Below are 26,922 nucleotides of genomic sequence, written 5' to 3' on the forward strand. Positions count from 1 at the left end.
ACGGCCGCCCGCGCCGACGAGCTTTTCCGCGACCTCTGCGCTCTATACCAACGAATTATGTACTCGAGCGGATGGCGCGGCGGGCGGCTATGGAGCCGAAGGTTTCGCGGTCGGCGAGGAAGCCTTCGAGGGCGAAGGTGGCGGCGCCGAGGCTGACGGGGTTGTGGGGCAGGGTGCACAGTTGCAGGGTTACTGCGGCGAAGGGGTCGGACATGGCGTGGTGGGCGGCTACGCGGCGGGTTGCGTCGAGGAGGCGGTCGCCGAGGACGTTCGCGACGAGGTCGCCGAAGACCATGGTGCGGGGGTTGAAGAGGTTCACCAGGTTCGCGACGGCGACACCCAGGTAATTGCCGGTCTTTTCGATGACTTCGCTCGCGATGGGGTCGTCGCCGGCGCTTATGGCCGCGATGGTGGCGGCATCGTCGGCCGCGAGTAGCGGGCTGGCCGGGGCGATTTCGCGCAGGGTCTGCACGATGCCGCGCGCGCTCACATAGGCCTCGACGCAGCCGTGACGTCCGCAACGGCATTCGCGTCCGTCGATGACGAGGTTGGTGTGTCCCCATTCGCCCGCACTATTGGTCACGCCGCGATAGAGCGTGCCATCGATGACGACGCCGATGCCCACTCCGGCACGCAGCGTGACGACGATCAGATCGTCCACATCCCGCCCCGCGCCGAACCAAAGATGCGCTGCCGTACTGGCTTTCAGCGGATTGTCGAGATACAGCGGATGCGGCACCCGCGGTTGCAGCAGCGATTTCAACGACACGTCGTGCCAGTCCCAGTACGGCGAGAACACCGAAACACCGTCCTCGGGCTCCACCAGTCCCGGCACGCTCAACCCGACCCCGAGTACTCGCTCCGCATCGTCGGCGGTCAGCTCGCCGATGCCGCGAACGATCAGCTCGGTGACGTCCTCGGGCCGGGTGGCCGCGGGGTCGACCGGAATCTCCACCGACCGCAGCACGGTCATCGCCAGGTCGAAAAGGTCGAAATGAATACTGGTTTCCGCGATATCGACCCCGACCAGGGTGCCGCGCGCCGGATTGATCGCCAGCTGTGCACGCGGCCGCCCGATGCCGGGTGCGTCGTAGCCGAGTTCGGCGAGCACCCCCACATCGAGTAGCTCGGCGATCATATTGCCCACCGTCGCGAACGAGAGCCCGGTGGCGCGGGCGATCTCCTGACGGCTGGTGTGGCCCTCGGCGGCATAGACCGCCTGCAGTACATAGAACCGATTCCGGCGTCGGATATCGCGCGCGGTCAGCTGGTACACGGTCGGGCCATCTCCTTCCGATTGATATTCGCAGACGCTACCCGAGCACTTCGGCCAACAGTATTTACAACCATTAGCAGAAGTCCTACTGTAACCCAGGTCACCACCAGACGCCGAGTGCGCGGCAGATCACACAAGGAGCACCCCATGTCCTGGACCCACCAAAGCCGTTGGACCAGAGCCGTTTTCTGCGGGGTATCGCTCGCATTAGCCGCGTCGGCCTGCTCATCCGGCAAGGACGACAACTCGAAGGCGGCCGGGCCGCAACACACCAGCGGCTCGATCAGCCTGGTTTACGCCCAGAAGCAGGGCGATCAGGAGTACTTCATCGGCGAGGCCGAGGGCGCCAAGGCCAAGGCGAAGGAGTTGGGCATCGATCTGAAGGTGGTGAACCTCGGCAATGACGCGAACAAAGCGGTCACCGAGGTGCAGAACGCGGTGAACCAGAAGGCCAGCGGTGTGATCGTAGTGGTGCCCGATCCGTCGGTCGGTCCGCAGGTCGCCCAACTTGCGAAGGCCGGTGGTGTGGCGCTGCTGACCTCCGATGATCAGGTTTGCACGAACGGGCCGGATCCATCGTCCTGCGCGAAAGACAATCTCGTGCCCCGGGTCGGCTTCAGCGGCACCCAGATGGGCACCGAGGTCGGCACGCGCGCCGGTCAGGACTTCAAGAAGGCCGGGTGGAAGCCGGAGGAGACCGCGATCATCGACGCCTGGAAACAGGACGTGACCGTGTGCACCGACCGGGTCAAGGCCAACCAGAAAGCGTTCAAGGATGCCGCCGGTGTGGACGTCAAGGTGATCGAGGTCGGCACCGACAACACTCCGTCGGATGCGCAGAACAAGATCTCGGCGACGGTGTCGGGCAATCGGTCGGTGAAGAACTGGATTGTCATGGGCTGTAATGACGAGAACGTCAGCGGCGGCGTCGCGGCGATCCAGAACGCCGGATACTCCGCCGACAATGTGCTCGGGGTCGGCCTCGGCGCATACCTGGCCTGCAAGGAATGGCGCGGCGGCAAGCCGACCGGCTTCAAGGCGGCGCTGTTCATCAATGGCAAAGACGTTGGCGCACTGTCGGTTCAGACGATCTACGACTACCTGAAGAACGGCAAGCAGATGCCGCCCGAGGCCTACGCACCGACCAAGATGGTCGACTCGACCAATTGGCAGCAGGCGGGCGTCACATGCAGCTGACCGGACTGCGGGTATCCGGGCTGAGCAAGAGCTTCGCCGGGGTGCCGGCCCTGCGCGAAGTGAGCCTGGATTTCCCCGCTGGTGCGGTGACTGCCCTGATGGGTGAGAACGGGGCGGGTAAATCCACCCTGATCCGCATCCTCGGTGGCGATCACCGCCCGGACGGTGGCCGGCTCGAGTTGGATGGTGTGCGACTCGAGCTGGCCACCCCCGCCGACGCGCGGTCGGCCGGAATCCGGGTGATCGGCCAGGAACCGGAGATCGTGCCGCACGTTTCCGTCGCCGAGAACGTCTATCTCGGATCGCTGCCGCGGCGCTCGGGCCGACTGCTCGATCGGGCCGCCCTGCGCGAACGGATGCGCGCCGACCTCACCCGACTCGGCTTCGACCGTGACCTCGACCCGAATACCATCGGGTCGAAACTCACCGCGGCGCAACGGCAATTGGTGGAGATCATGCGCGCGTTGACCACCGATGCCAAGGTGATCGCCTTCGACGAGCCGACCTCGTCGCTGTCGGACCATGAGACCGAATCGCTGTTCGCGCTGATCGGCCGGTTGCGTGAGCAGGGCCTCGCGGTGATCTATGTGTCGCATCGAATGCGGGAGATCTTCCGGCTGGCCGATCGGGTCGCGGTGCTGCGCGATGGCGCGCTCGTCGGTGAGCGCGCGACCGCCGACACCACCGATCGCGAGATCGTCCGGATGATGGTCGGCCGGGATCTGTCGACGTTGTTCGCGCGCAAGCACAACACGCCGGGCCGGGTGGTGCTCGACGCGGATGCGGTGACCACCGACGACGTTACGGACGTGACGCTGCAGGTGCGCGCCGGTGAAGTGGTCGCGCTGGCCGGGCTGGTCGGCGCGGGTCGCTCGGAGCTGGCCGGTGCGCTGGCCGGTGATCTGCCGATCCGTTCCGGCGAGGTGCGGGTGGACGGTAGGAAACTGCGTCTGCGGCAACCGCGGGACGCGGTGCGGGCCGGGATGGGATATGCGCCCGAGGAGCGTAAGGCGCAAGCCCTGCTGCTGCATCGCGGTGTGCGCGACAATATTTCGCTCGCGATGCTCGACCGCTTACGGCGGCTACGGTTCGTCCGGGGCGGCGAGGAGCGGCGGCTCGCTCGTCAGTATGTCGAATCACTAAGGGTGCGAACACCTTCCATCGAGCAGGAGGTACGCAAGCTCTCCGGCGGCAATCAGCAGAAGGTGGTGCTGGCCCGCTGGCTCGCCCGAAAGCCCAAGGTGCTCATCCTGGATGAGCCGACCCGTGGCGTCGATGTCGGCGCCAAAATCGAGATCTACCACATCATCGAGGAACTGGCCGAATCCGGTGTCGCGGTGCTGGTGATCTCCTCGGAGCTGCCCGAAGTGCTCGGCCTGGCCGACCGGATCGTGGTCATGCAGCACGGCCGGGTCACCGGCGAACTGGACCGCGAAGAGGCCAGCGAGGAGGCGATTCTCGCGCTGGCCATGGCCGCCGACCTGTCGCATACATCGCGAGGAAACCCATGACAGACCAACAACTTTCGATCCCGGTGAAGACCGCCGCGCCCTCGATGTCGGCTCTCGGCGCGGCCACGCGTCGGCTGGTGCAGGCGATCGGCACCGGCAATCTCAGTCTGATCGGCGCGCTCGCGGTGGTCGTCGCGATCTTCGCCTGGCTCAACGACGGCTATCTGGATCCGGCAAATCTGGCCGGAATCGGTGAAGCGGTAACGGTTTTCGGTCTGCTCGCCGTGGTCCAGACGGTCGTGATCATCTGTGGTGCGCTCGATATTTCGGTCGGCTCGCAGGCCGGTGTCGCCTCGGTGATCAGCGCGATGGCATTTACCGCGACCGCAGGCAATGCCTGGTTGGGCATTCTGGCCGCGATCGGTGTCGGGCTGGTGCTCGGGGCGATCAATGGGCTGATCATCGTCTACGGACGCGTCAATCCGGTGATCGCGACACTGGCCACCCTGGCCGCATTCAAGGGCGTCGCGCAGTTGATATCCGGCGGTAAGGCACAGGGTTTCGTACTGGGCGACGATGTGTTCATCTTCATTGCTCGCGGCAAGATTCTGGGTCTGCCGGTGCCGGTGGTGATTCTCGCGGTGGTCGCGATCGGTATGCATGTGCTGCTGAAGTACACCGATATCGGCCGCAATATCTATGCCATCGGCGGAAATGACACGGCCGCACGGCTTTCCGGAATCAATATCAACAAGTACCTGATCGCGGTGTTCGTGCTCGCTGGTGCGGTGGCGGCGATCGCCGGAATCATCCTGACCGCGCGGACCGGCTCCGGGCAGCCGGTCTCGGGTAGCGAGGGGCTCGAGCTGAAGGCCATTACCGCGGCGGCCTTGGGCGGGTGTGCGCTGAAGGGCGGTAAGGGCACGATCGGCGGGACGCTGCTGGCTGTCGTGCTGCTCGGTGCGTTGGACAACGGGCTGAATGTTGTTGGCGTGAATACGTTCTGGCAGAACGTCGCTCAGGGTTCGTTGCTGGTGGCGGCGGTTGTTATTCAGCAGCGGCGCAGCGGGGAACGTGCGGTCGGGTTGCCGACCTAGAACCCGTCAGGAGCGAATGATGATCGAACTGAAAGCCGACCGATGCTCGCCGAGACCGGGCAGGTTGTGCGAGGGACCGGTCTGGGATGACCGCACTGATGAGGTGCTGTGGGTGGACATTCCGGCGGGTCGTATCCATCGCGCGACACTGCGCGACGGCGACCTTGTACAGCGGTCCACCGTGGCGGTGGGGAAGCGGGTCAGCGCGGTGGTGCCGTGCGCATCGGGCGGGCTGATCGCGACTGCCGTCGATACCTTCCTGCATATCGCTGACGGCACAATGACCGAGTTCGCGACGCTATCGCAGCCCGATGACGGGGTTCGGCGGCGCATGAACGATGCCAAGGCCGACCCGTGGGGGAGACTATTCGCCGGGACCATGTCGGAAGACGAAATCCAGGGCACCGCAGCGCTGTACCGACTCGATCCCGATGGCGAGCTGAGCACCGTGCGGCAGCAGGTGACGATCTCCAACGGGCTCGGCTGGAGTCCGGACGGTGCCACGCTGTACTACGCGGACAGCCCGACGCATCGAGTCGAGGCGTTCGACTACGACTCGGCCACCGGTACCTTCAGCGGTGGGCGCACGTTCGCGGAATTTCCGGACGGTCTGCCCGATGGATTGACCGTGGACACACGGGGTTTCGTCTGGGTCGCGGTGTGGGGTGCCGGGCAGGTCCGGGCATTCGATCCATCGGGTCGGCCGCAGGCGCTGATCGATGTCGGCCCGGCGCAGGTCTCCAGTTGCGCCTTTGCGGGTCCGGACCTGGATGTCCTCGTAATTACCACGGCCGCAGAAGGTTCCGCCGATCCGGATGCCGGGCGGCTGTTCACCTGTAGGCCGGGTGTGACCGGTCTTCCGACGAATACCTACTCCGATGCGAGGGTGGTGAGCAACCCATGACCGACCACGGCCTGATCCTGGATCCGCCGGTAATCGCAATCCTGCGCGCCCCGACGGCCGCTCGGTTCGCCGAGGTGGCCGCCGTACTGCACGAGTCGGGCATCACCGCGGTGGAGTTCACACTCAACTCGCCGGGGGCACTGGACGCATTGCGCGACTGCGCCGGATCGGCCCACCCGGTCGGTGCGGGCACGGTGCTCACTGCCGTCGATGCCGCACGAGCCGTGGATGCGGGCGCGGCATATCTGATCACCCCGACGGTATGTCCCGAGGTGATCGCTGAGGGCCGCCGCATGGGTGTCCCGGTGATCTGCGGCGCGTTCACGCCCACCGAGATCCACAGTGCGTGGCAGGCGGGCGCGACCATGGTGAAGGTCTTTCCGGCGTCGGTCGGCGGTCCCGGCTATCTGAAGGCGATCCGGGGTCCGCTGAACGCGATCCCGCTGGTGCCGACGGGCGGTATCGGTCTCGCAGATGCCAGAGCGTATCTGGATGCGGGTGCCGAAGCGCTCGGCATGGGGTCGCCGCTCGTCGGTGATGCGTGTACCGGCGGTGATCTGGATGCGTTGCGTGAGCGTGCGTCCGCTGTGCGGAAGGCATTGCTGTGAGCGTTGTTTCGCGAGCTCAGCACACGGAGGTCGTGGCCATGACAGGCGGATTGATAACCCTGGGCGAAGCACTCGGTGTAGTCGCTGCCACTGAGCCCGGTCCGTTGGCCCCCGGTGCGGCAATGCAGATGGACTTCGCGGGCGCGGAAGCAACAGTCGCCATCGGTGTTCGCAGGCTCGGGCACGAGAGCGCGTGGGTGGGCAGCGTCGGTGCCGATGCGGTCGGCACCATGGTGCTCGACCGGCTCCGCGCCGAACAGGTCGACATCTCGCGGTGCCGAATCGATCCAGAACTGCCGAGCGGTCTGATGCTGCGCGAGCGACGAACCGCCGCCCATATGCGAGTCACCTACTACCGCAAGGGTTTCGCGGGCTCTCGACTGTCGCCCGCCGATATCGACACCGCCCAGATCGCCGCCGCGCGGGTGCTGCATCTCACCGGCATCACCCCGGCGCTGAGCCCATCGGCCCGCGACGCCGTCCACACCGCACTCGACGCCGCCGTAGATGCCGGGGCGATCGTCTCCCTCGATATCAATTACCGCCGCGCGTTGTGGTCGGAATCGGATGCGGCCGTGGAACTTTCGAAGCTGGTGTCCCGCGCCGATATCGTCTTCGCCGGTACTGAGGAAGCGGCCGTTCTCGTACCGGCCGCGCCCCCCGCCGCGATGGCGGAATCTCTTGCCGCACTGGGCCCTTCGCAAGTCGTGATCAAACTTGGAGCCGAAGGCGCGCTCGCACTGCACAACGGCGCGCTGATCCGGCAGCCTGCGGTGGACATCCGCAGCGTCGACCCGGTCGGTGCGGGCGATGCGTTCGTCGCGGGCTATCTCGCCGGTGTGCTCGACGACGGGTCCGCGCGGCACAGCCTGCAATTGGCCGCCGCCTGCGGCGCATTCGCCGTATCCGTACCCGGTGATTGGGCTGGTCTGCCGTTCAGGCACGAACTCGGTCTGCTCACCGGTGCCGACATCAACCGATGAAGGGAACAGCATGAGTCGTCTGGCAGACCGGGTCGCGGTCGTCACCGGAGGTGCATCCGGCATCGGTGCGGCCACCGCACACCGGCTCGCCGCCGACGGCGCCGCGGTCGTCATCGCCGATATCGCCGAGGTGAGTGGGCGTGAGGTCGCCTCCAAGATCCGTGCGGCGGGTCATCGAGCCGAATTCGTCCGCTGCGATGTGTCTTCGGAGGATTCTTGGATCGAGCTACGCAATAGCGTCAACGAGCTGTTCGGACCGCTGGACTTTCTGTGCAGCAACGCGTCCCGGCAGGCCACCATCCCCGCGCATGAATTGAGCAGGCAGGCATGGGATGACGGCCTCGCGGTCAACTTGACTCCGCTGTTCCTCGGCCTGCACACCTTCATCGACGATCTGCGCAGCCGCAGCGGCAATGTGGTCGCGGTGTCGAGTGTGCACGCGCAATTCGGGCTACCCGGCTATCCGGTCTATGCCGCCGCCAAGGGTGGGTTGACCGCATTGGTCCGGCAACTGGCCGTGGAGTACGGGCGCTCTCGCGTGCGGGTCAATGCCGTACTGCCCGGCCCGATCCTCACCCCGGTATGGGACGACGTCGACGAGGCCGGTCGGCGGCTATCCGCCCAGGCCACTGCCTTGGACCGGATGGGCGCGCCCGAGGAGGTCGCCGCCGCGGTCGCCTTCCTCGCCTCCGACGACGCGTCCTTCATCACCGGCGCCAACCTCGTCGTAGACGGCGGCTGGAGCGTGCGAAAGGAGTCCCGGTGAAGATCACCGCACTCACCACCTACCTGGTCGCACCGCGCTGGTGCTTCCTGAAGATCGAGACCGACGAGGGCATCACCGGCTGGGGTGAACCGGTACTCGAGGGCCGGGCCCACACCGTCGCCGCCGCGGTCGACGAACTGGCCGACTATCTCATCGGCAAGGACCCGATGAGTATCGAAGCGCACTGGCAGGTGCTCACCAAGGGCGGCTTCTATCGAGGCGGACCGATCCTGTCCAGTGCGGTCGCCGGCATCGACCAGGCGCTGTGGGATATCACCGGAAAGGCGCTGGGCGTGCCGGTTTGGCAGTTGCTCGGCGGTGCGGTGCGCGATCGTGTCCGGGTATACAGCTGGATCGGTGGCGATCGTCCCGACGATGTCGCGCGTGCCGCAGTGGAGCGAAAAGAACAGGGCTTCACCGCGATCAAGATGAACGGCTCCGCCGAATTGGAGCTGATCGATACGCCGCGTGCGACCCGAGGCATTGTCGATCGAGTAGCGGCGGTGCGCGAGGCAACCGGCGACGATTTCGATATCGCCGTCGATTTCCATGGCCGCCTGTCCATTCCGATGGCGCGGCGGGTGCTGCCGCTACTGGAACCGTATCTGCCGTTCTTCGTCGAGGAGCCGCTCGTTCCGGAGTGCAGCAGCCAGATCGGCGAGATCACCCGTGCGACAAGCATTCCGATTGCCACCGGTGAACGGCTCTATTCGCGTTGGGATTTCAATGCTGTCCTCGATCAGGGCATCGCCGTCGTACAGCCCGATCTCTCGCACGCGGGTGGCATCTCCGAGGTCCGCCGCATCGCCGCCCTCGCCGAGGCCCGCGATATCGCCCTCGCCCCACACTGCCCCCTCGGCCCCATCGCCCTTGCCGCCAGCCTCCAAGTCGGCTTCGCCACACCCAACCTGCTCATCCAGGAACAAAGCCTCGGCATCCACTACAACACCGGCTCGGACTTGCTCGACTACCTCGCCGACCCGACGGTCTTCGCCTACCGCGACGGCTACGTCGACCTGCTCCAAGCCCCCGGCCTCGGCATCCAGATAGACGAAGCTGCGGTGACTCGTGCCGCCGAATACGGGCATCGCTGGCGAAATCCGATCTGGCGCCGAAAGGACGGTTCCTTCGCCGAGTGGTGATGCCCCAGGGCTTCGTTATCCGTCTCGTGTTTCCCGTAGATTTGCCCGGGTCGGCGACAATCCGGCACCGGACAAACCTCGCAAGGGAATATCGTGACCACAACCGACGAGCGCACGCGCTCACCCTTCTCGGCCTGGCTACTGCAGGGCGCGACCGATGAGCGCTATTCGCAGCATGCGGGCCCGATGCGCAAGCCGGGTGCTGCCGAACACGAGCGGTCCTGGTGGCAGGTGATGTGCCTGACCGGTGTCGACTACTTCTCGACCCTCGGCTATCAGCCGGGTATCGCAGCGGTCGCGGCCGGTGTGCTGTCGCCGCTGGCCACGCTGGTGCTCGTCGCGCTGACGCTGTTCGGTGCGCTACCGGTGTATCGGCGGGTGGCGCGGGAGAGCCCGCACGGTGGCGGTTCGCTGGCCATGTTCACCGAACACCTACCGCGCTGGACCGGCAAGATCTTCATTCTGGTGCTGCTCGGTTTCGCGGCAACCGATTTCGTCATCACCATGACGCTGTCGGCCGCCGACGGTGCCGCTCATATCGTCGAAAACCCTTATGTGCCTGCGGCTCTGCACGATCACAACCTGCTCATCACGCTCGCCCTGCTGGCATTGCTCGCGGCGATCTTCCTGAAGGGTTTCGCCGAGGCGATCAAGATCGCGGTCGCGTTGGTCGGAGCGTACCTCTCGCTGAATGTCGTTGTCGCCGTCGTCGGTTTGTATCACGTGCTCACTGCCGGTGATCTGGTCGTCGACTGGACGCATGCGCTGACCGCCGAGCACGGCAACGTCGCGGCGATGATCGGTGTCTCGCTGCTGGTTTTCCCCAAGCTGGCGCTCGGCTTGTCCGGATTCGAGACCGGTGTCGCCGTGATGCCGCAAATCAAGGGTGCGCCAGGGGATTCCGAGGAGAACCCGACCGCTCGCATCGCCGGGGCGCGCAAGCTGTTGACCACCTCCGCCCTGATCATGAGCAGCTTCCTCATCGTGACCAGTTTCATTACGGTTGTGCTGATTCCGGAACGGGAGTTCGAAGCGGGTGGGTCCGCGAACGGTCGAGCGCTGGCCTGGCTGGCGCACGAATACCTCGGCGATATGTTCGGCACGGTGTACGACGTGAGCACCATCGCGATCCTCTGGTTCGCGGGCGCGTCGGCCATGGCAGGACTGCTGAATCTGGTGCCGCGCTACCTGCCTCGGTACGGCATGGCGCCGGAGTGGGCCCGTGCGGTGCGGCCACTGGTGCTGGTATTCGCGGTCATCGCCTTCGGTATCACCTGGTACTTCAACGCCGATGTCGATGCACAGGGCGGTGCGTACGCGACCGGTGTGCTCGTGCTCATCACCTCCGCCGCGGTCGCGGTGACCCTGTCGGCCGCGCGGAAGGGCGAGCGCAACAAGGTAATCGGCTTCGGCGCGATATCTGCGGTCTTCGTCTACACGACTATCACCAACATCTTCGAACGCCCCGAGGGCGTGCAACTGGCATCGCTGTTCATCTTGACGATCATCGTCATGTCTTTCGTCTCGCGCGCCCGGCGCTCCTTCGAATTGCGCGCCATCGAGGTGACTTTCGACGAAACCGCCGCGCGCATGATCGATCAGGCCGCGGCCGAGGGCATGATTCGCATCGTCACCCACGACATCGACCAGCGCAGGCCCGAGGAGTACCGGGAGAAGGAAGCCGATCAACGCCTGGAGAGCCACATCCCCGCGGACGCCCCGATCCTGTTCCTCGAGGTCATCGTCCGCGACGCCTCCGACTTCAGCACCGACCTGCGCGTCACCGGACTCGACCTCGAGGGCTACCGCATCCTCAGCGTCGAAGCCACCGCCATCCCCAACTCCATCGCCGCCATCCTGCTCGCCATCCGCGACCGCACCGGCCTGGAACCGCACGTGTATTTCGAATGGACAGAAGGCAACCCGCTGGTCAACCTCCTGAAGTTCCTCTTCGTCGGCGAGGGCGAGGTCGCCCCCGTAACCCGGGAAATCATCCGCCGCGCCGTCCCGAACCCCGCCGACCGCCCCCACGTCCACGTCGACAGCTAGGGCCGGCCGATTGCGCCGGGTGTGAATGCCGACAGCGACGCGGGCGCTCGGTAGAACGAGTCCTGCTGCGGACCAGTCGATTCGGATGTGGCTGGTTCCGCATGCACCGTTGGCGAGCCCGCGAGTGCGCAGATGATCCCGACGATGAGCACCAGAAACCGCATGACACACCTTCTCTGGGGAGAATCATGACACACCTTCTCTGGGGAGAATTCGGTGCCAGCAAGGTAGTACGAGACTCTCGCGCCGACGATTGCGCTTCCACAGACCGGGATTCACTTCTTCCTGGCGCGGTAGGCGGCGACAGCGTTGCGATTCCCGCATGCGGTACTGCAATAGCGGCGCGATCTGTTGCGGGACAGGTCGAGAACCAGGCCCTCGCAGTCCTCGTCGGCGCAGAGGGATAGCCGGCTCAGCTCGTCGGAGCGGACCAGATCGACCATTGCCATCGCGGTCTCGACGGCGATGCGGACGGGCAGCGGAGCCTGTGCGGGCACCGCGTGGATGTGGTAGTCGACATCACCGTGTCGGACCAATTGCGGCAGGGCGCGATGCTTCGACAGCGTTTCGTTGATCAGTCGCACCGTCGTATCGCGATCGCTGGTCAGCATGCGGCGTAGCGGCGCGCGCATGGCGCGCACCGCCGCGAGTTCGGCGGCGTCGCCGGAGTGCACGCCGGTGTAGACGTGTTTGACGAAGAACTCGTCGAGCTGGCCGAGCTCGGTCAACGTATCCGGCTCCTCCGCCGAATTCACCAGCTCCACCGCGGCTACCAACGCCGCCTCAGTGTCATGAGCAAAGACCATGTTGACATATTACCCGGCCGACCTTAGCGTCATTAGTCATGGTTACGATGACTCATGACAACACTGCGCAGCGGCTGCGTACCGGACTGCTGTGCGCGGTGGTGTCCGCGTCCTCGTTCGGGCTCTCGGGATCACTGGCTCGCGGCTTGATGAATGCGGGCTGGAGCTCCGCGTCCGTGGTGGCGGTCCGCGTGCTGGTCGCCGCCGCGGTACTGGTGCCGATTGCGTTGGTCCAATTGCGCGGTAACTGGGATCTGTTGCGTCGCAACGCATCTTTGATCACCGCGTACGGACTGCTCGCCGTGGCCGGTACCCAACTCGCCTACTTCAACGCCGTCGCCCATATGCAGGTCGGCGTGGCACTGCTCATCGAATACACCGCGCCGGTCGCCGTGGTCGGCTGGCTATGGCTGCGTCAAAGCCAACGACCCAGCGCGGCAACGGTTCTCGGCGCACTACTCGGAATGACCGGCCTGGTCCTGGTCATCGACCTGCGCTCGGGCCCGGCCGCCGGCGGCATCGGCATCGCCTGGGCCCTCGCCGCCATGATCGGCGCCGCCGCCTACTTCCTGCTCTCCGCCCACGGCGACGGCACTCTGCCCGGCACCGTACTTGCCGCCGGCGGCCTCCTCCTCGGCGGACTCGCCCTCCTCGCGGCAGGCGCGATCGGCATCGTCCCCCTCCGTGCCACCACCAATCCCGTTGTCTTCCAACACCTCACCGTCTCCTGGTGGCTCCCGGTCCTCGCGCTCGGCACGATAACCGCCGCCCTCGCCTACGTCTCCGGCATCGCCGCCACCCGGCTCCTGGGCTCCCGCCTCGCCTCCTTCGTAGCCCTCTTCGAAGTCTTGGCCGCTCTGGCCTTCGCCTGGGTACTGCTCGGCGAATCTCCCCGCCCGCTCCAACTCCTCGGCGGCGCCTTGATCCTCATAGGAGTAATCACGGTCCGCCAAGGCGAAACCACCCCCGCCACGCAGACCCCCGCATCAAGCCGACGGTTTCGCCTGGAACGGTGATGCGGCACATTGGGCTCGAGCTGTGACCGGTACCGCACCTGCTGCAACCGGCGAGGTCAACCCGCGGGCGTGGCTTGACCTTCACGTATACGTCAATCCTTAGCGTCGCTCCCATGACTGTTATGACGCGAACCGCACGGGCCGTCCAGCTTCCCGCACGGCCGGTCGGATTTCCGGAACTGTCCGACTTCCGACTGGTCGAGCAGCCGGTGCCCGATCCGGCGCCGGGGCAGGTGCTGGTGCGGAATCTGTACATGTCGATTGATCCCGGAATGCTCATGCAGATCGGCGCCTATCCGGGAATTCCCATGCCGCCGTTCGCTGTTGGCGCCACGATGTTCGGCGACGCGATCGGCGAGGTCGTCGCCTCCGCGGATCCGGATGTTCCGGAAGGCGCGCTGGTGCTGCATCGGTTGGGTTGGCGCGAGTACTCGGTGGCCGAGGCGAGCGCGATCCGGATCGTGGATCCGGACGCGTACCCATCGCCGTCCAGCTATCTCGGATTCGGGCTGGTCGCCTACGCGGGCCTATCGGCCGTGGCGGGCCTGCGTGCCGGCGATACCGTTTTCGTTTCCAGCGCGGCGGGTGCCACCGGTGGCATGGCCGGCCAGATCGCGCGGCTGCTCGGCGCGGGTCGGGTCGTCGGTAGCGTCGGCTCGGCGCGAAAGGTGCGCCATGTCATCGACGAGCTCGGCTTCGACGCGGCGTTCGATTACCACGACGCACCCCTGGTCGAGCAGTTGCGAGCGGTCGCGCCGGACGGAATCGACGTGTATTTCGACAATGTGGGTGGTGCTCAGTTGCGGGCGGCGATCGAGGTGATGAACGTGGGCGGACGCATCGCACTCTGCGGCGCTCTCGCTCGGCAGCGCTCCGGTGGTCTGCCCGATGAAGGTCCCGGAGATCTGCTGCCGGTGATCGGTAAGCGGATCACGCTGCGGGGCTTCACCATGCTCGACCATCTGGATCTGGCGGCGGAATTCGGGCAACGGTTACGTCGCTGGATTGCCGATGGGCAACTCGTCCGAACCGAGACCATCGTCGACGGGCTGGAGAACGCGCCGCGCGCATTGCTCGATCTGGTCCGCGGCCACTACACCGGGAAGGTGGTAATACGTCTCGCGCGTTGACCGTACCGACGGAAGGGAAAGAGATGCTGATCGGTGAACTCGCGGCGTGCACCGGAACGACCACCCGCGCCCTGCGCTTCTACGAAGAGCAGGGCCTGCTCACCTGCGAGCGGACCACCTCGGGGTACCGCACCTATGACGAAAACGCGATCAAACAGGTGAACAACATCCGCGAACTGCTCGACATCGGTTTCACCATCGACGATGTCCGGGCCTTCCTGCCCTACCTGGACCACGACCTGCCCGCCGTATTTCCCTTCGAACCGCGCTGCGTCACCGGATACGCGGCCGTCGGACCGCCACGAGTTGCCGAGCTGAACGAGCGCATCACTCGGTTGACGGAACTGCGGGACCGGCTGCTCGACCGCATGCCCTGGCTCGCAGCCGACGCCCCAACCGCTCAGCGCGACGAAATCCCGTCCACCGACCAGGTATAGGGCGGGCGGGAATCGATTGTGACTGTGAAGGGGAAGTGTTCCGAATTCGCCCGCCGACGGGGTCCGCGTGGCAGGATCGGGGGCTACGGATGGGGATGGCTGAAACTGATGCGACAGCAACGGCATTCACCACGATCGCAGACGCGCGGGCGGGGCTCAGACGCGGGGAAGTCAGTGCGGCCGAGCTAGTGGAAGCGGCGCTGGCGGCCGCGGATGCGCACGACGAGACCTTCGGTGTGTATCGAGTACGCCGCAGGGGTGGGGCGGCGACATTCCCGAAGTCACCGCCGTGGACCATCTGACAGCGCCTCGGCCGCAGCGGCCGCGATAGCACTCGCAACCCCACTGAGCGCGGGTGAATCAACCTTCCACTGCTGCCAATAAAGCGGCACATCGATATACGAATCCCCGTCGATGGGCACGAGATTCCGGCCACCCCGAGTCTGCAGATCCGGCAACATCCCCCATCCCAGCCCGATCCGAATCGCCTCCGCGAATCCGGCCGATGACGGCACATAATGCCGCGGCGGATCCACCGGCTGCCCACACCGCCGCCGCAGATGCCGATCCTGCAGATCGTCCTTGCGATCGAAAAGCACCACCGGCGCAACGGAATACGCTTGCGCAGTCGGCCCATCCGCGAACCAGGTCCGCGCGAACCGCGGATTCGCCATGGGCCGATAGCGCATGGCGCCGAGCCGCTCCACCCGGCATCCCTGCACTGCCGCTGCGGTGGCGGTGATCGCGGCCATCACCGTCCCGTCGCGCAGCAGTCGAGTCGTATGCTCCTCGTCCTCGCGATGTATCTCGAAACACACACCGGCGGGCGCCTGCCGCAGCGCGGGCATCACCCACGTTTCCAGCGAATCGGCATTGACCGCGATCGGCACCCGGATCGGCCGATCCGCGGGTCGATCGGTACCGCCGAGTTCGCGTGCGGCATCGCCGGCGAGCAGTTCGATCTGCCGGGCCAACCGCAGCACCGCGAGCCCGGATTCGGTGGGCCGCACCGGTTTTGTGCGCTGCAACAATATGCGACCGGCCGCATCCTCGAGCGCCTTGATGCGTTGACTGATCGCCGACGGCGTCACACGCAGACTGCGCGCGGCCGCATCGAAGGTGCCCTCGGTGACCGCCGCGTTGAGCGCGCGGAGCTGATCGAGCTGCAGGTCCATTAAGAAATCATAAAGGTACTTCAGAATCTTTAGCTGGTCTGGTTAGAGCTGCGGATCTAGCGTCGATGCATGTGACGGCATCATCGGCGGCCCTGGCGGCCATCTCGGGACTCGGTTTCGGACTCTCCTTGATCGTGGCGATCGGCGCGCAGAACGCCTTCGTCCTGCGACAAGGTCTGCGCGGTCAGCATGTGCTCGCGGTGGTCGCGGTCTGCACCGTGTCGGACATCGTGCTGATCGCCGCGGGAGTCGGCGGGTTGGGCGTCGTGGTCGAATCCGCACCCGTGCTGTTGACGGTGATCCGCTACGCCGGAGCCGCATTTCTACTCGGCTACGGCATTCTCGCCGCCCGCCGCGCCTTCGCGGCATCGAGCCTGACCGCCGAGTCCACCGGAGCCACCGTCGCACTCGGCGCGACCGTCCTCACCTGCCTGGCCCTGACCTGGCTCAACCCGCACGTCTACCTGGACACGGTGCTGCTGCTCGGCTCCTTCGCCAATACCTACACCAGTCCGGACCGCTGGTTCCTCGGTGCGGGCGCGATGGTCGCCAGCATCATCTGGTTCACCTCGCTCGGCTACGGCGCCCGCAAACTCGGCCCGCTGTTCGCCCGCCCGATCGCCTGGCGCGTGCTCGATTCGGTGATCGCGGCCGTCATGTTCTGCCTTGCGCTGGGCCTATTGCTCACCGGCTAAGCTGGCGTAACTGCAACGCCGGGGGATCGGCTCGCGATCAGTACCTGACTGGTTCGGCCGAAGCAGGGTGGGGGTCGCCGCCCCGGCGGGAGAGGTGGGCAGGCAGTGAATTATCCGTATGGCTATGGGGAGCAGCCGCGGCAGGACCCGGCGCCGTGGGGACAGCCGGTGGACTATCCGGCGCAGCAGGGCTGGGCGCAGACGGGCTACCCGATGGGGTACCCCAGCGCGCCGGCACCCGGCCCGCCGCCGAAATCGAAGACCGGTGTGATCGTCGCGGTGGTGCTCGGACTGGTCGCGGTACTCGCCGTGGTCGGCGTCGGCCTGGTTGTGATCACCGCGCGAGATAACGACCAACCGCAGGCATCGGACGCCACCGCCACCGTCGTCCCGGCGACGAGCGCGCCGCGGACGAGCACGACAACGCCGCGCCCGGGCCAGCCGTCCTCGGGCAAGCTCACCTACAACGACTTCGCCGGCGACTGGAATTTCAAATTCGACAGTGTGGAACTGCACGCCGACTGGGTCGAGGGTCGCGACCACGCCAACTGCCGTGATTTCGAGGTGAACGGCAAGCTCAGCGGACTGGGCTGCGAGTACGCCGCCGAAATGGTGTACCGGGCCGAGGGTGGCGGGCTGAAGATCACCCAATTCGTCATGGCGATGTCGAGCGAGGGCCAGGCCACCGCCGCGCTCGGCAAGTTCACCGACGAGGACGTGCACCTGCGACCGGGCACCTATATCGACAATTTCGTCACCGGCAAATGGCGCGACGGGACCGAGAAGGAGTTCGTCGTGGTCACCGTGGCCACTGCGAACGCTGCTGTTGCCGCGGACACGGTGAAGAAGTATCTGCAGTACCGGCACGCGGATATGCTCGGCGCACTGGCCTTCCGTTAGCTATCACTGTCTCGATGAACCGGCCGCAAGCCTGTGGCAGTGTCGATGTCATGCGATTGCGAAGCTGGAAGACGACCGCCGCGATCTGCGCGTGGGGCATGTTGCTCGGCGGATGCGCGCACGACGCATCGGGTTCATCGGCGCGTACCACGGCACCGCACGTCGGCGACGAACCGGCGACAGCCCCGCCGCGCTTCATCGCCGATGACCGCGTGGTCGTCATCGACCCCGGCCACAATGGCGGCAATGCCGCACAGCCCGGCGAGATCAACCGTCAGGTGCCGGACGGTCGCGGAAAAACCAAGGCGTGCAACACTACCGGCACGTCGGCCACCGACGGCTACACCGAGCACGAATTCACTTGGGATGTGGCTATCCGTGTTCGGGATGCCTTGGCCGCCCGTGGAATTCGGGTCGTGCTGACCCGCGACGACGATGCGGGCGTCGGCCCGTGTGTCGACGAACGCGCCGCCATCGGAAACCGCAGTGGCGCAGCGGCTGTCGTCTCGATCCATGCCGACGGTGCCGCCGCGGGCGCGCACGGCTTCCACGTCGCGTATTCCTCGCCGCCCCTGAACCCGGCACAGGACGAGCCGTCGCAGCGACTGGCAACGACTTTGCGCGACACCATGATCGGGTCCGGCTTCGTCCCGTCGACCTATGTCGGCTCCAACGGCATGAACCCGCGCGCGGATCTGGCGGGTCTCAACCTCTCCGAACGCCCGGTCGCATTGGTCGAGTGTGGAAATATGCGCGATCCGGGTGACGCGGCGCTGATCGAATCGCCCGACGGTCGGGCGAGGTATGCGGACGCCATCGCCAATGCGATCGTCGCCTTCCTGGGGTAGTCGCCTAAACCATGATCGAGATCACTATTTGTTAGCTGCGCACTCCTATCGCCACTGAGTTAACGGCGTTACGCTAACGCTGTTACCTGGGGGCAGTCGAACTAGGGGAGTTGCTCATGCTCGTACGGATCGCACATCTGGCCACCAGGCATCCGCGGACGATCCTGCTCGCCGCCGCACTATTGGCCGTACTCTGCGGCGCATTCGGCGCCACGGTGACCTCGCATATGAAGACCGGGGGTTTCACCCCGGGCGATGCCGAGTCGTCGCAGGTCGCCAAGCTGATCGCCGATAACTTCGGCGGCGCGGAACCCAACCTCATCCTGCTGGTTCGCGATGATGCCGGTGCGGACAGTCCGGCCGCCAAGGCCGCGGGCGCGAAGGTGGTCGACACCCTGCGCTCGCGTGGCGATGTGATCGGCATCCAGTCCTATTGGAACGCTCCGCAGTCGGTGTCGTCCGCATTGCGCAGCAAGGACGGTAAGAGCGCGCTGGTGCTCGGCTACATCACCGGCGAAGAGTCCGTGGCCCAGAAGACAGCCGGTGTGATCGCCGAAGAGGTCACCGGCACCAATGACGGCGTCAGCGTCTATCAGGGCGGCCTCAGCACCATCTATCAGGACTCGAACGAGCAGATCACCCACGATCTCGCGGTCGCCGAGAGCGTGGCCATCCCGCTGTCGTTCATCGTGCTGATCCTGGTGTTCGGCAGCCTGGTCGCGGCCTTCCTACCGCTGGCCGTCGGCATCTTCGCGATCTTGACCACCCTGGCGATCCTGCGCACCCTCACGGTCTTCACCGATGTGTCGATCTACGCGCTGAACTTGACCACGGCACTCGGTCTAGCCCTCGCGATCGACTACAGCCTGTTCATTGTCAGCCGCTACCGCGAAGAACTCGGCAATGGACTCGAGGTCGAGGCGGCCGTGGTGCGCGCGGTGCAGACCGCGGGACGCACGGTGCTGTATTCCGCGCTGACCGTCGCGCTGTCGGTGGCCGCGCTGGGCGTCTTCAATCTGTACTTCCTGAAATCCTTTGCCTACTCCGGCGTTGCGGTGGTCGCGGCGGCCGCCGCCGCATCGATCCTGATCCTGCCCGCGGTATTGATGGTGCTCGGACACCGAGTAAATGCCTTGGATCTGCGAAAGCCGTTGGGGCGCTTGCTCGGCCGGGATCTGCACGCCCAGCGCGCGCTCGAGCAGACCTTCTGGTATCGCACAGTCCAGCGGGTGATGCGTCATGCCGCACCGGTCGCCATCGCGATCATCGTCCTGATGCTGGCGATCGGATCCCCGTTCCTCGGCGTGAAATTCGGCTATCCGGACGATCGGGTGCTCAATACGGGCGCTTCCAGCACCAGCCGCACGGTCGGCGATGCACTGCGTTCGGACTTCCAATCCAATGCCGCGACCAATGCCACCGTGGTGCTCGACGATTACCGCGGAAACCCGGCCGCCATCGGCGATTACGCCGCCGCGCTGTCGAAGGTGGAAGGCGTGTCCGGAGTGCTTTCGGGTCCTGGCCTGTACGCCGGCGGCATGAAGGTGGCGGCGGGATCGCCACAGATGACGAACGACACCGGCGCATTCCTCACTGTCGCGACGACAGTCGATCCCTTCACCTCGGCGGGCAAGACTCAGCTGGACCGGCTTCGCGATGTCCCGAGCCCCGGACCGGCGCTCTTCGGTGGCAGCGCCGCGATCAACCGCGACTCCCTCGACGCGCTGAGTGCGCGACTGCCATTGGCCGGTGGACTGATCGTGCTCGCCTCTTTCATCGTCCTGTTCCTGTTCACCGGCAGTGTGTTGCTGCCGCTGAAAGCTCTTGCCCTCAACACGCTTTCGCTGACCGCCGCGTTCGGTGCGATGGTCTGGATCTTCCAGGACGGTCACCTGTCCAGCGTTTTCGGCAACGACGCGACCGGATATCTGGTCCCGACGATGCCGATCCTGATGTTCTGTCTCGCTTTCGGAATGTCCATGGACTACGAGGTATTCCTGCTCTCGCGTATCCGTGAGGAGTGGCTGGCCTCGGGACGCACCGCCGCGGACAACACTCGCGCGGTCGCGCTGGGTGTCGCGCGCACCGGCCGGATCTTCACCGCGGCCGCGCTACTGATGGCCATCGTGATGGCCGCCATGGTCACCTCGAAGGTATCGTTCATCCAGATGATGGGCCTGGGGCTGACTTTGACGGTGCTCGCGGACGCAACGTTGATCCGTGGCCTGCTCGCACCCGCACTCATGCGGTTGCTCGGCACCGCGAACTGGTGGGCGCCCGCGCCACTCGCCCGGCTGCACGCCAAGATCGGCTTGAGTGAGGGCGAAACCGCACCGGGCACAACCGAATCCGATAAACATCTACTAGCCGGACGAACGTGAATTTCACCCGCAGGCAGCGTTCGGCACGCGGCTCCGGTGCGGAGCTGCGCGCCGAAATCCTCGATGCCACAAAGAAACTGCTGGCCGATGCCGGTCACGTCGACGCGGTTTCCATTCGGGAGATCGCCAAGATCGTCGGTGTCACCCCGCCATCGATCTACCGCCATTTCGCGGATAAGGATCAGCTGTTCGAGTCGGTGGTGGCCCAGGTCTTCGAAGATCTGGACGCGGAAATGCTGGCCGCGTCCGATCCGAACGATTCGCCTATGGAGCGTCTGCGTCAGCAGGGCCTGGCGTATGTCCGCTTCGCCAGAGAACATCCGGAGCAGTACCGCTTGGCCATGACGCCCGGTGAGACGGCGGGTGCGGTAGACCAGGTGCTGACCAGCAGTGCCTTCGCCCATCTCGCGGCGACCGTCACCGAGTGTATGAACCTCGGTGTGGTCGCGCCGGGTGACCCGGTGCCGGTCGTTTTGGAGCTGTGGTCGAGTGCGCACGGCATCGCCTCGCTGCTGATCGCGAAACCCTATCTGCCGTGGGGAGATGTGGAGGCGTTCGCCGATCGCGTACTGCGCTCGACCTGTGTCGGGCGCGTTGTCATCGACAATGTCCTCGGCGACGACGTGACCCCTGATGGCGTCGCGCAGTGGCTGCGGGAAAACCGTCGGCAACTCTGATCGCTCGGACTTCGACGCCTGCTTTCGGCCTGTGCCGAACCGTCCGGAGTCGCCTCCTTCAGGGTTTCGAGCGGCTCCCGGTGCGCACGTTTACCTGTGCTAACGGCCCTGTCAAAGGGTGGTCGGTGGTGGTGTAGTGGATGAAGGGGGGATCCCCGTACGAGGAGCAGGCAATGGCCAAGCCATTCAGAGGACTCGTCAATCTCGACATTCGCGACTCGATTCCGGACTGGGGTCCGTACGCGCAACCGAAGGCGCCGCCGGGGTCGCCGAACGTGCTTTACATCGTGCTCGACGACGTAGGATTCGGGGCCGTGGGCTGCTACGGCGGCCCGATCGACACCCCGAACATCGACCGGATCGCGGCCAACGGGCTGCGCTACAGCCAGTGGCACACCACCGCGCTGTGTTCCCCGACCCGATCCTGCTTGCTGACCGGCCGCAACCACACCACCAACGGCATGGCGTGCATCAGTGAGGCGGCGGTCGGCTTCCCCGGCGCGAACGGGCACATCCCGCCGGAATGCGCCACCCTCGCCGAGGTCCTGGTCGAGCAGGGCTTTTCCACCGCGATGGTCGGCAAATGGCATCTGTGTGCCGAGGACGAGATGAATTTGGCGTCCACCAAACGGAATTGGCCGGTCGGCCGTGGATTCGAGCGCTTCTACGGCTTTCTCGGCGCCGAGACGAACCAGTGGTACCCCGACCTGGTACACGACAACCATCCCGTGGAGCAGCCCGCCACCCCGGAGCAGGGCTACCACTTCAGTGTCGACATCACCGACAGGGCCCTCGACTTCATCGGAGACGTCAAGGCGATCGCGCCCGACCGGCCGGTGTTCCTGTACTACGCGCCGGGCTGCGCCCACGCCCCGCACCAGGTGCCACGCGAATGGGCAGACCGCTACCGCGGACGGTTCGACGCCGGCTACGAGGCGATGCGGGAGCAGACCCTGGCCCGGCAGAAGGAGATGGGTCTGGTCCCCGCGAACACCGAGTTGCCGCCGCTGAACCCGATCGGCACCCCCGAGACCCGCACCGGCCCCGATGGGCAACCCTTCCCGGAATTGGATTACACCAAACCGTGGGACACCCTCTCCGACGACGAGAAACGTCTGTTTGCCCGGATGGCCGAGGTGTACGCGGGATTCGTCTCGCACTGCGACGATCAGATCGGTCGGCTGCTGGACTATCTCGAGGACATCGAGCAGCTCGACAACACCATCATCGTGGTGGTCTCCGACAATGGCGCCAGCGGCGAAGGCGGCCCCAACGGGTCGGTCAACGAGAACAAGTTCGCCAACGGTGTACCAGACGATCTGGCCGAAAATCTCGCCAAACTGGACGAGCTGGGTGGTACCAAGACCTACAACCACTACCCGAACGGGTGGGCGATGGCCTTCAACACCCCGTACAAGATGTGGAAGCGCTACTCGTTCAACGGCGGCACCTGCGACCCGTGCATCCTCTCGTGGCCCGCAGGGATCGAAGCGCGGGGTGAGACCCGGGACCAGTACCACCACGCGGTCGACGTGGTCCCGACGTTGTTGGACTGCATCGGCATCGAACTTCCGGAGACGGTGAAGGGATACACGCAGCACCCCTTGCAGGGGGTGAGCATGCGCTACAGCTTCGACGCCGCCAACATCCCCACTGCCAAGCGCACCCAGTTCTATTCGATGCTCGGCACTCGGGGTATCTGGCACGACGGCTGGAAGGCCGTCACCACCCATCCCGCGATCAGCGGCTGGGGAAACTTCTCGCAGGACACCTGGGAGCTCTACCACTGCCAGGAGGACCGATCGGAGCTTCGCGATCTCGCTGCCGAGGAGCCCGTGCGGCTCGCCGAGCTGGTTGGGTTGTGGTTCCACGAGGCAGGTGCGAATCAAGCGTTGCCGCTCGACGATCGCGCCGCCGTCGAGATCGTCACCACCCCGCGTCCGCAGCTCGCGCCGCCCCGCAACCGCTACGTCTACCGTCCCGGTGGAGCCGAGGTGCCCGAGTCCGTCGCGGTCAACATCCGCAACCGCTCGTACTCGATCGGCGCGCTTGTCGACATCCCCGAACCGGGCGCGGCCGGGGTGCTGTTCTCCCATGGCGGCCGGTTCGGCGGGCACGCCCTCTACATCAAGGACAACCGGCTGCAGTATGTCTACAACTTCCTCGGCAGCGAGGAACAGAAGATCAGCGCGTCCGAGGACCTACCGACCGGGGAGAACCTGATCCTGGCGGCCTCGTTCGAGAAGGACGGTGAGGATCCGCCCGGCACTGCGCACGGCGTCGTGAGCCTGTATTACGGTGACCGCAAGGTCGGTGAGGGACGGATCAGAACCCAGGCAGGCAAGTTCAGTCTCGCCGGCGAGGGTTTGCACGCCGGCCGTGACAGCGGGGAATCGGTCACCGACGACTACCCCGGATCCGCCCCGTGGGCGTTCACCGGTGGCACCTTGAACCGGGTGGCCGTGGATGTCAGCGGCGAACCCTACGTCGACCTCGAACGCGAAGCCGTCGCCATGCTCTCCCGCGAATAACCGCTGCTGATCGCGGATTATCAGCAGCCTACGAAACGGAAGCCGGACTGAACCTGTGTAGAACGGTTCCGGTCATCACGGTCTGACGATGCACCGGAAGCCGATGTGACATGTGGAGGTCTCCTCGGTCTGGCCCTGACGCGCCGCAGGTCGATATCGCAGGCAGTAGTTCGGCGCACACAGGTATGAGCCGCCCTTGATCACCCGGCGTGCGTACGCCTCGCCGGGCTCGGGCGTGGGCGCAACAGCCTTGCGTGGGTTGGCGGGAATGCAGCAGGCAGCTGCCGGTGCCTCGGTTTTCCCCGCCTCGGAGTGGTCGGCGGTGTAGTAGTCCACCGTCCACTCCCACACATTGCCCGCCATATCGCTGAGTCGATAGCCGTTCGGCGGGAAACGGCCCACCGGCAACGTGCCGGCGATGCCGTCCCCATCGAGGTTCTCCCAGGGAAACCGGCCCTGCCAGACGTTGGCGGCGCGCCGCCCGCCGGGTTCGTGCGTTGCGCCCCACACGAACGGTTGCCGGTCCAGGCCACCCCGGGCGGCGAATTCCCATTCTGCTTCGGTCGGTAGTTCCTTGTCGGCCCACTGGACGTAGGCCGAGGCGTCGAACCAGGACACCTGGGTGACCGGATGATGTTGCCGTCCATCGAGATTGCTGCCGGGTCCCTGCGGATGGCGCCAATCCGCCCCCGGCGTAAACGACCACCAGCGCCAGTAGTCGTCGAGCGGCACAGGCCCCGGGGTCGGGGTGAACACCAAGGCGCCGGGCACCAGCAACGACGGGTCCGCTTCCGGGTGTTGCGCCGGTTCCGGCGGTGTTTCGGCGGTGGTGACGTATCCGGTGTCCTTGATGAACCGCCGGAACTCGGCCACTGTTACCGGATGGATGTCCATCCAGAAGCCATCCACGGTGACCTGATGAACGGGACCTTCTTCCGGATAGAAGTCTCCAGATCCCATCCAGAATGTCCCGCCGGGGATCCACTCCATGTTCTTCGGACCCGTACCTGTCATGGAATTCAGCGTTTCATAGTTGGCCCCGGTACAGGACGGATCGACGCGGTCGGTCGGCGTGGCGATGCATGCCAGAAGTCGGTCGACTCGGCGATCTCGGGAGCTGTGCGACGCCGTCGGCAGCCTCGCCGATCCGGTCGATGCCGTTGGCCATGACGCCCGGCGAAACGGCAGGGGCGATCGACCAGGTGCTGTCCAGCAGTGCCTTCGCCCCTCACCGAGTCCATGAAGATTTCGAAGCTGACGGTGCCGCCGCGCTCAGGGCTGCGAAGGCGAGGGTGGCGGCTACCGTGCGCACCGCATGGGAGAGCTGCCAATGGTCACGGATGGTTGTCCAGTCGTCGGGCGGCATGGTGACGATCCAGTCGCGTTGGTCGGCATTGATCGGCAGGTTGACGATGACCGTCAGGATCAGGACGCCCGCGAGCAGTGCGAACGCGATGATCGGGAGCCAGCGGGTCGGGCCGCGGTCACGAAAACGGGCCGCGATGACGAGGGCCGTGGCGATCAGGGCGGGCAGCAGGGTGACGCTGGCGAGGACGTCGAGCCATTCCAGTTCGATCTGCCGGACCTGGGTATAGACGGAGGCGGTGGCGTCACGCATCGATAGTTCGAGAACGAGGACGGCGATCAGGAATCCGGCGAAGATGCCGCTGAAAATCTGGGCGGCGAAATAGGCGATTGTGCGCATGATTGGCACTCAATTCCGGAACGCGGCAGCGTTATCGGCGGCCCACTCGGCGAAAGTTCTTGTGCGACCGAGGATTTTCTCGACCTGGCTGGTGACCGGCGCGGTCCGGCCGACACCATCGGCGTAGCGGGTCAGCAGGGAGTCGACGAAATCCTCGGGAAAGCCGCGCGCCACCATGCCTTGCCGCACCAGGGCGGCGGGGACTTCCTCATAGCGCAGCGGCCTATCGATGACCTCGCCGATGATCCGAACCATATCCGCGTGCGTAAGTGATTGGGGCCCGGTCAGTTCCACTCGTTCACCCAGCAGATCGTCGGTCAGGAAGGCATGTGCCGCGACCGCCGCGATATCGTCTTCGTGTAGCGGACTTTCGGCGAATTCGGCATAGGGCCCGCGCACCACATCACCCGCGCGAATCTGGGCATTCCAGCCGCTCTGCACCACATTGTTCGCAAAGCTGCTGGCACGCAGGCTCACCCACTCCAGACCGCTGTCGACCACCGCCTGCTCGGCCTCCCTGTTCCGGTCGCCGCGGAAGCGGGACGGCTGTGCGTCGAGCGGGTCTTCGATATTGATGGCCGAGAGGGCGACAAGTCGGCCCACGCCACGCTCAGCAGCCAGTTCCGCGAACTCGAAGGCCGCATCGCCCACTGCGCGCGGATGCAGGAATGCCGCGGACGCACCGTCGAGAGCGTCGGCAAGGGTGTCCGGCCGGGCCGGATCGCCGCCCACCACCTCGACACCGGCGGGCAGCACGGCACTTTCAGGGGACCGGGTGACGGCTCGTACTCGAACCCCTTGTGCGGCAAGCAGTTCGACGATCGGTCGGCCGACAGTTCCGGTTGCTCCGGTGACAACAATCATGACATTTCCGATCTCTTCGAGAATCATATCGTATGAATCTCATATTAGATTACCGGGGGTGTCATGAGATATGACTTCCGTAACATCGGAACGTCGGCAACCGTCCGCTCAACGCAGCGGCGGGCACCGCCACGCGCAAGGGCGATCGCCGGTGCGGTCGGCGGCAGGGGCGTGCTCGCCGGGTCCTACCGCGTGTTCGTGTGCCGTATAGTTGCCCCGGGACCTGCGGGAAGGGCGTGATGGGGTTCGTATGGCGTTGTGTGCCTGCGCTATTGGTGGTGGCG

The 26,922-nt window shown here is 65.6% G+C and carries 25 protein-coding genes; 19 read left to right on the plus strand and 6 right to left on the minus strand.

The genetic code is table 11. The features are described 5' to 3' along the window. Positions 1 to 55: 55 nt before the first annotated feature. Entirely contained in the window at positions 56 to 1,276 is a 1,221-nt protein-coding gene (locus tag ACIBW7_RS13315; RefSeq protein ID WP_397046493.1) for an ROK family protein, read from the minus strand. 147 nt (positions 1,277 to 1,423) lie between these two features. On the opposite strand from ACIBW7_RS13315, the gene ACIBW7_RS13320 reads away from it, so the two are divergent. The 9 genes from ACIBW7_RS13320 (at position 1,424) to ACIBW7_RS13360 (ending at position 11,473) form a co-directional block, all read left to right on the plus strand. Beyond that, entirely contained in the window at positions 1,424 to 2,473 is a 1,050-nt protein-coding gene (locus ACIBW7_RS13320) for a substrate-binding domain-containing protein (protein ID WP_397046494.1), read from the plus strand. Beyond that, the gene (locus ACIBW7_RS13325; protein ID WP_397046495.1) at positions 2,464 to 3,984 is read left to right on the plus strand and encodes a sugar ABC transporter ATP-binding protein; all 1,521 of its coding nucleotides are present in this window, start codon (positions 2,464 to 2,466) and stop codon (positions 3,982 to 3,984) included. The genes ACIBW7_RS13320 and ACIBW7_RS13325 overlap by 10 nt, the downstream gene beginning before the upstream one ends. Next, complete coding sequence (locus ACIBW7_RS13330; protein WP_397046496.1) at positions 3,981 to 5,021, plus strand: ABC transporter permease; 1,041 nt, start codon at positions 3,981 to 3,983, stop codon at positions 5,019 to 5,021. Before ACIBW7_RS13325 ends, ACIBW7_RS13330 begins: the two co-directional genes overlap by 4 nt. 19 nt (positions 5,022 to 5,040) lie before the next feature. Then, on the plus strand, positions 5,041 to 5,925 hold the full coding sequence (locus ACIBW7_RS13335; RefSeq protein ID WP_397046497.1) for an SMP-30/gluconolactonase/LRE family protein: 885 nt from the start codon (positions 5,041 to 5,043) through the stop codon (positions 5,923 to 5,925). Next, positions 5,922 to 6,533 carry a bifunctional 4-hydroxy-2-oxoglutarate aldolase/2-dehydro-3-deoxy-phosphogluconate aldolase gene (locus ACIBW7_RS13340; RefSeq protein ID WP_397046498.1) on the plus strand — a complete coding sequence of 204 codons (612 nt, stop codon included), beginning with the start codon at positions 5,922 to 5,924 and terminating at the stop codon, positions 6,531 to 6,533. The genes ACIBW7_RS13335 and ACIBW7_RS13340 overlap by 4 nt, the downstream gene beginning before the upstream one ends. A gap of 38 nt (positions 6,534 to 6,571) precedes the next feature. Further along, on the plus strand, positions 6,572 to 7,516 hold the full coding sequence (locus tag ACIBW7_RS13345; RefSeq protein WP_397046499.1) for a sugar kinase: 945 nt from the start codon (positions 6,572 to 6,574) through the stop codon (positions 7,514 to 7,516). A 10-nt stretch (positions 7,517 to 7,526) separates the two neighbouring features. Next, complete coding sequence (locus ACIBW7_RS13350) at positions 7,527 to 8,282, plus strand: SDR family NAD(P)-dependent oxidoreductase (protein ID WP_397046500.1); 756 nt, start codon at positions 7,527 to 7,529, stop codon at positions 8,280 to 8,282. Then, positions 8,279 to 9,424 carry a galactonate dehydratase gene (dgoD, locus tag ACIBW7_RS13355; RefSeq protein WP_397046501.1) on the plus strand — a complete coding sequence of 382 codons (1,146 nt, stop codon included), beginning with the start codon at positions 8,279 to 8,281 and terminating at the stop codon, positions 9,422 to 9,424. The genes ACIBW7_RS13350 and dgoD overlap by 4 nt, the downstream gene beginning before the upstream one ends. 186 nt (positions 9,425 to 9,610) lie before the next feature. Then, positions 9,611 to 11,473: an amino acid transporter gene (locus tag ACIBW7_RS13360; RefSeq protein WP_397046561.1), complete on the plus strand. Its 1,863-nt coding sequence runs from the start codon at positions 9,611 to 9,613 to the stop codon at positions 11,471 to 11,473. 275 nt (positions 11,474 to 11,748) lie between these two features. Here ACIBW7_RS13360 and ACIBW7_RS13365 read toward each other — a convergent pair whose 3' ends face one another. Further along, on the minus strand, positions 11,749 to 12,279 hold the full coding sequence (locus tag ACIBW7_RS13365; protein WP_397046502.1) for a CGNR zinc finger domain-containing protein: 531 nt from the start codon (positions 12,277 to 12,279) through the stop codon (positions 11,749 to 11,751). 38 nt (positions 12,280 to 12,317) lie between these two features. Between ACIBW7_RS13365 and ACIBW7_RS13370 the strand changes: the two genes are divergently transcribed. The 4 genes from ACIBW7_RS13370 to ACIBW7_RS13385 all read left to right on the plus strand — a co-directional run bounded on the left by ACIBW7_RS13370 (position 12,318) and on the right by ACIBW7_RS13385 (position 15,164). Then, positions 12,318 to 13,295: an EamA family transporter gene (locus ACIBW7_RS13370; protein WP_397046503.1), complete on the plus strand. Its 978-nt coding sequence runs from the start codon at positions 12,318 to 12,320 to the stop codon at positions 13,293 to 13,295. 113 nt (positions 13,296 to 13,408) lie between these two features. Further along, positions 13,409 to 14,425 carry an NADP-dependent oxidoreductase gene (locus ACIBW7_RS13375; RefSeq protein ID WP_397046504.1) on the plus strand — a complete coding sequence of 339 codons (1,017 nt, stop codon included), beginning with the start codon at positions 13,409 to 13,411 and terminating at the stop codon, positions 14,423 to 14,425. Beyond that, entirely contained in the window at positions 14,422 to 14,862 is a 441-nt protein-coding gene (locus ACIBW7_RS13380) for a MerR family transcriptional regulator (protein ID WP_397046505.1), read from the plus strand. Before ACIBW7_RS13375 ends, ACIBW7_RS13380 begins: the two co-directional genes overlap by 4 nt. 95 nt (positions 14,863 to 14,957) lie before the next feature. Next, positions 14,958 to 15,164 carry a hypothetical protein gene (locus ACIBW7_RS13385; protein WP_397046506.1) on the plus strand — a complete coding sequence of 69 codons (207 nt, stop codon included), beginning with the start codon at positions 14,958 to 14,960 and terminating at the stop codon, positions 15,162 to 15,164. Here the strand turns inward: ACIBW7_RS13385 and ACIBW7_RS13390 are convergent. Then, positions 15,144 to 16,037: a LysR family transcriptional regulator ArgP gene (locus ACIBW7_RS13390; protein ID WP_397046507.1), complete on the minus strand. Its 894-nt coding sequence runs from the start codon at positions 16,035 to 16,037 to the stop codon at positions 15,144 to 15,146. The two genes, ACIBW7_RS13385 and ACIBW7_RS13390, sit on opposite strands and share 21 nt — an antisense overlap. A 65-nt stretch (positions 16,038 to 16,102) precedes the next feature. On the opposite strand from ACIBW7_RS13390, the gene ACIBW7_RS13395 reads away from it, so the two are divergent. The 6 genes from ACIBW7_RS13395 (at position 16,103) to ACIBW7_RS13420 (ending at position 24,069) form a co-directional block, all read left to right on the plus strand. Then, positions 16,103 to 16,732: a LysE/ArgO family amino acid transporter gene (locus ACIBW7_RS13395; RefSeq protein ID WP_387290526.1), complete on the plus strand. Its 630-nt coding sequence runs from the start codon at positions 16,103 to 16,105 to the stop codon at positions 16,730 to 16,732. 105 nt (positions 16,733 to 16,837) lie between these two features. Continuing rightward, entirely contained in the window at positions 16,838 to 17,632 is a 795-nt protein-coding gene (locus tag ACIBW7_RS13400) for a hypothetical protein (RefSeq protein ID WP_397046508.1), read from the plus strand. A gap of 50 nt (positions 17,633 to 17,682) precedes the next feature. Then, positions 17,683 to 18,480 carry an N-acetylmuramoyl-L-alanine amidase gene (locus ACIBW7_RS13405; protein WP_397046509.1) on the plus strand — a complete coding sequence of 266 codons (798 nt, stop codon included), beginning with the start codon at positions 17,683 to 17,685 and terminating at the stop codon, positions 18,478 to 18,480. Positions 18,481 to 18,596: 116 nt separating this feature from the next. Continuing rightward, a complete protein-coding gene (locus tag ACIBW7_RS13410; RefSeq protein ID WP_397046510.1) occupies positions 18,597 to 20,861 on the plus strand; it encodes an MMPL family transporter in 2,265 nt (754 codons plus the stop codon). Further along, complete coding sequence (locus ACIBW7_RS13415; RefSeq protein ID WP_397046511.1) at positions 20,858 to 21,538, plus strand: TetR/AcrR family transcriptional regulator; 681 nt, start codon at positions 20,858 to 20,860, stop codon at positions 21,536 to 21,538. The genes ACIBW7_RS13410 and ACIBW7_RS13415 overlap by 4 nt, the downstream gene beginning before the upstream one ends. A 173-nt stretch (positions 21,539 to 21,711) precedes the next feature. After that, positions 21,712 to 24,069 carry an arylsulfatase gene (locus ACIBW7_RS13420; protein WP_397046512.1) on the plus strand — a complete coding sequence of 786 codons (2,358 nt, stop codon included), beginning with the start codon at positions 21,712 to 21,714 and terminating at the stop codon, positions 24,067 to 24,069. A 75-nt stretch (positions 24,070 to 24,144) separates the two neighbouring features. Here the strand turns inward: ACIBW7_RS13420 and ACIBW7_RS13425 are convergent, their stop codons facing one another. The 3 genes from ACIBW7_RS13425 to ACIBW7_RS13435 all read right to left on the minus strand — a co-directional run bounded on the left by ACIBW7_RS13425 (position 24,145) and on the right by ACIBW7_RS13435 (position 26,665). After that, positions 24,145 to 25,083 (minus strand): formylglycine-generating enzyme family protein, encoded by a 939-nt coding sequence (locus tag ACIBW7_RS13425; RefSeq protein ID WP_397046513.1) that lies wholly within the window; start codon positions 25,081 to 25,083, stop codon positions 24,145 to 24,147. A gap of 214 nt (positions 25,084 to 25,297) precedes the next feature. Continuing rightward, positions 25,298 to 25,774 carry an anthrone oxygenase family protein gene (locus ACIBW7_RS13430; protein WP_397046514.1) on the minus strand — a complete coding sequence of 159 codons (477 nt, stop codon included), beginning with the start codon at positions 25,772 to 25,774 and terminating at the stop codon, positions 25,298 to 25,300. A gap of 9 nt (positions 25,775 to 25,783) precedes the next feature. Continuing rightward, positions 25,784 to 26,665, minus strand: a complete 882-nt coding sequence (locus ACIBW7_RS13435; protein WP_397046515.1) for an SDR family oxidoreductase — start codon at positions 26,663 to 26,665, stop codon at positions 25,784 to 25,786. Between the last annotated feature and the right edge of the window lie 257 nt (positions 26,666 to 26,922).

The organism is Nocardia sp. NPDC049526, assembly GCF_044465765.1.
Taxonomy (GTDB): domain Bacteria; phylum Actinomycetota; class Actinomycetes; order Mycobacteriales; family Mycobacteriaceae; genus Nocardia.

Excerpts from the sequence above, each read along its gene's own strand:
- ACIBW7_RS13320 (WP_397046494.1), top strand. The coding sequence starts at position 1,424 with ATGTCCTGGACCCACCAAAGCCGTTGGACCAGAGCCGTTTTCTGCGGG.
- ACIBW7_RS13325 (WP_397046495.1), top strand. The coding sequence starts at position 2,464 with ATGCAGCTGACCGGACTGCGGGTATCCGGGCTGAGCAAGAGCTTCGCC.
- ACIBW7_RS13330 (WP_397046496.1), top strand. The coding sequence starts at position 3,981 with ATGACAGACCAACAACTTTCGATCCCGGTGAAGACCGCCGCGCCCTCG.
- ACIBW7_RS13335 (WP_397046497.1), top strand. The coding sequence starts at position 5,041 with ATGATCGAACTGAAAGCCGACCGATGCTCGCCGAGACCGGGCAGGTTG.
- ACIBW7_RS13340 (WP_397046498.1), top strand. The coding sequence starts at position 5,922 with ATGACCGACCACGGCCTGATCCTGGATCCGCCGGTAATCGCAATCCTG.
- ACIBW7_RS13345 (WP_397046499.1), top strand. The coding sequence starts at position 6,572 with ATGACAGGCGGATTGATAACCCTGGGCGAAGCACTCGGTGTAGTCGCT.
- ACIBW7_RS13350 (WP_397046500.1), top strand. The coding sequence starts at position 7,527 with ATGAGTCGTCTGGCAGACCGGGTCGCGGTCGTCACCGGAGGTGCATCC.
- ACIBW7_RS13360 (WP_397046561.1), top strand. The coding sequence starts at position 9,611 with ATGCGCAAGCCGGGTGCTGCCGAACACGAGCGGTCCTGGTGGCAGGTG.
- ACIBW7_RS13365 (WP_397046502.1), bottom strand. The coding sequence starts at position 12,279 with ATGGTCTTTGCTCATGACACTGAGGCGGCGTTGGTAGCCGCGGTGGAG.
- ACIBW7_RS13370 (WP_397046503.1), top strand. The coding sequence starts at position 12,318 with ATGGTTACGATGACTCATGACAACACTGCGCAGCGGCTGCGTACCGGA.
- ACIBW7_RS13375 (WP_397046504.1), top strand. The coding sequence starts at position 13,409 with ATGACTGTTATGACGCGAACCGCACGGGCCGTCCAGCTTCCCGCACGG.
- ACIBW7_RS13385 (WP_397046506.1), top strand. The coding sequence starts at position 14,958 with ATGGCTGAAACTGATGCGACAGCAACGGCATTCACCACGATCGCAGAC.
- ACIBW7_RS13390 (WP_397046507.1), bottom strand. The coding sequence starts at position 16,037 with ATGGACCTGCAGCTCGATCAGCTCCGCGCGCTCAACGCGGCGGTCACC.
- ACIBW7_RS13395 (WP_387290526.1), top strand. The coding sequence starts at position 16,103 with ATGCATGTGACGGCATCATCGGCGGCCCTGGCGGCCATCTCGGGACTC.
- ACIBW7_RS13405 (WP_397046509.1), top strand. The coding sequence starts at position 17,683 with ATGCGATTGCGAAGCTGGAAGACGACCGCCGCGATCTGCGCGTGGGGC.
- ACIBW7_RS13410 (WP_397046510.1), top strand. The coding sequence starts at position 18,597 with ATGCTCGTACGGATCGCACATCTGGCCACCAGGCATCCGCGGACGATC.
- ACIBW7_RS13420 (WP_397046512.1), top strand. The coding sequence starts at position 21,712 with ATGGCCAAGCCATTCAGAGGACTCGTCAATCTCGACATTCGCGACTCG.
- ACIBW7_RS13425 (WP_397046513.1), bottom strand. The coding sequence starts at position 25,083 with ATGACAGGTACGGGTCCGAAGAACATGGAGTGGATCCCCGGCGGGACA.
- ACIBW7_RS13430 (WP_397046514.1), bottom strand. The coding sequence starts at position 25,774 with ATGCGCACAATCGCCTATTTCGCCGCCCAGATTTTCAGCGGCATCTTC.
- ACIBW7_RS13435 (WP_397046515.1), bottom strand. The coding sequence starts at position 26,665 with ATGATTCTCGAAGAGATCGGAAATGTCATGATTGTTGTCACCGGAGCA.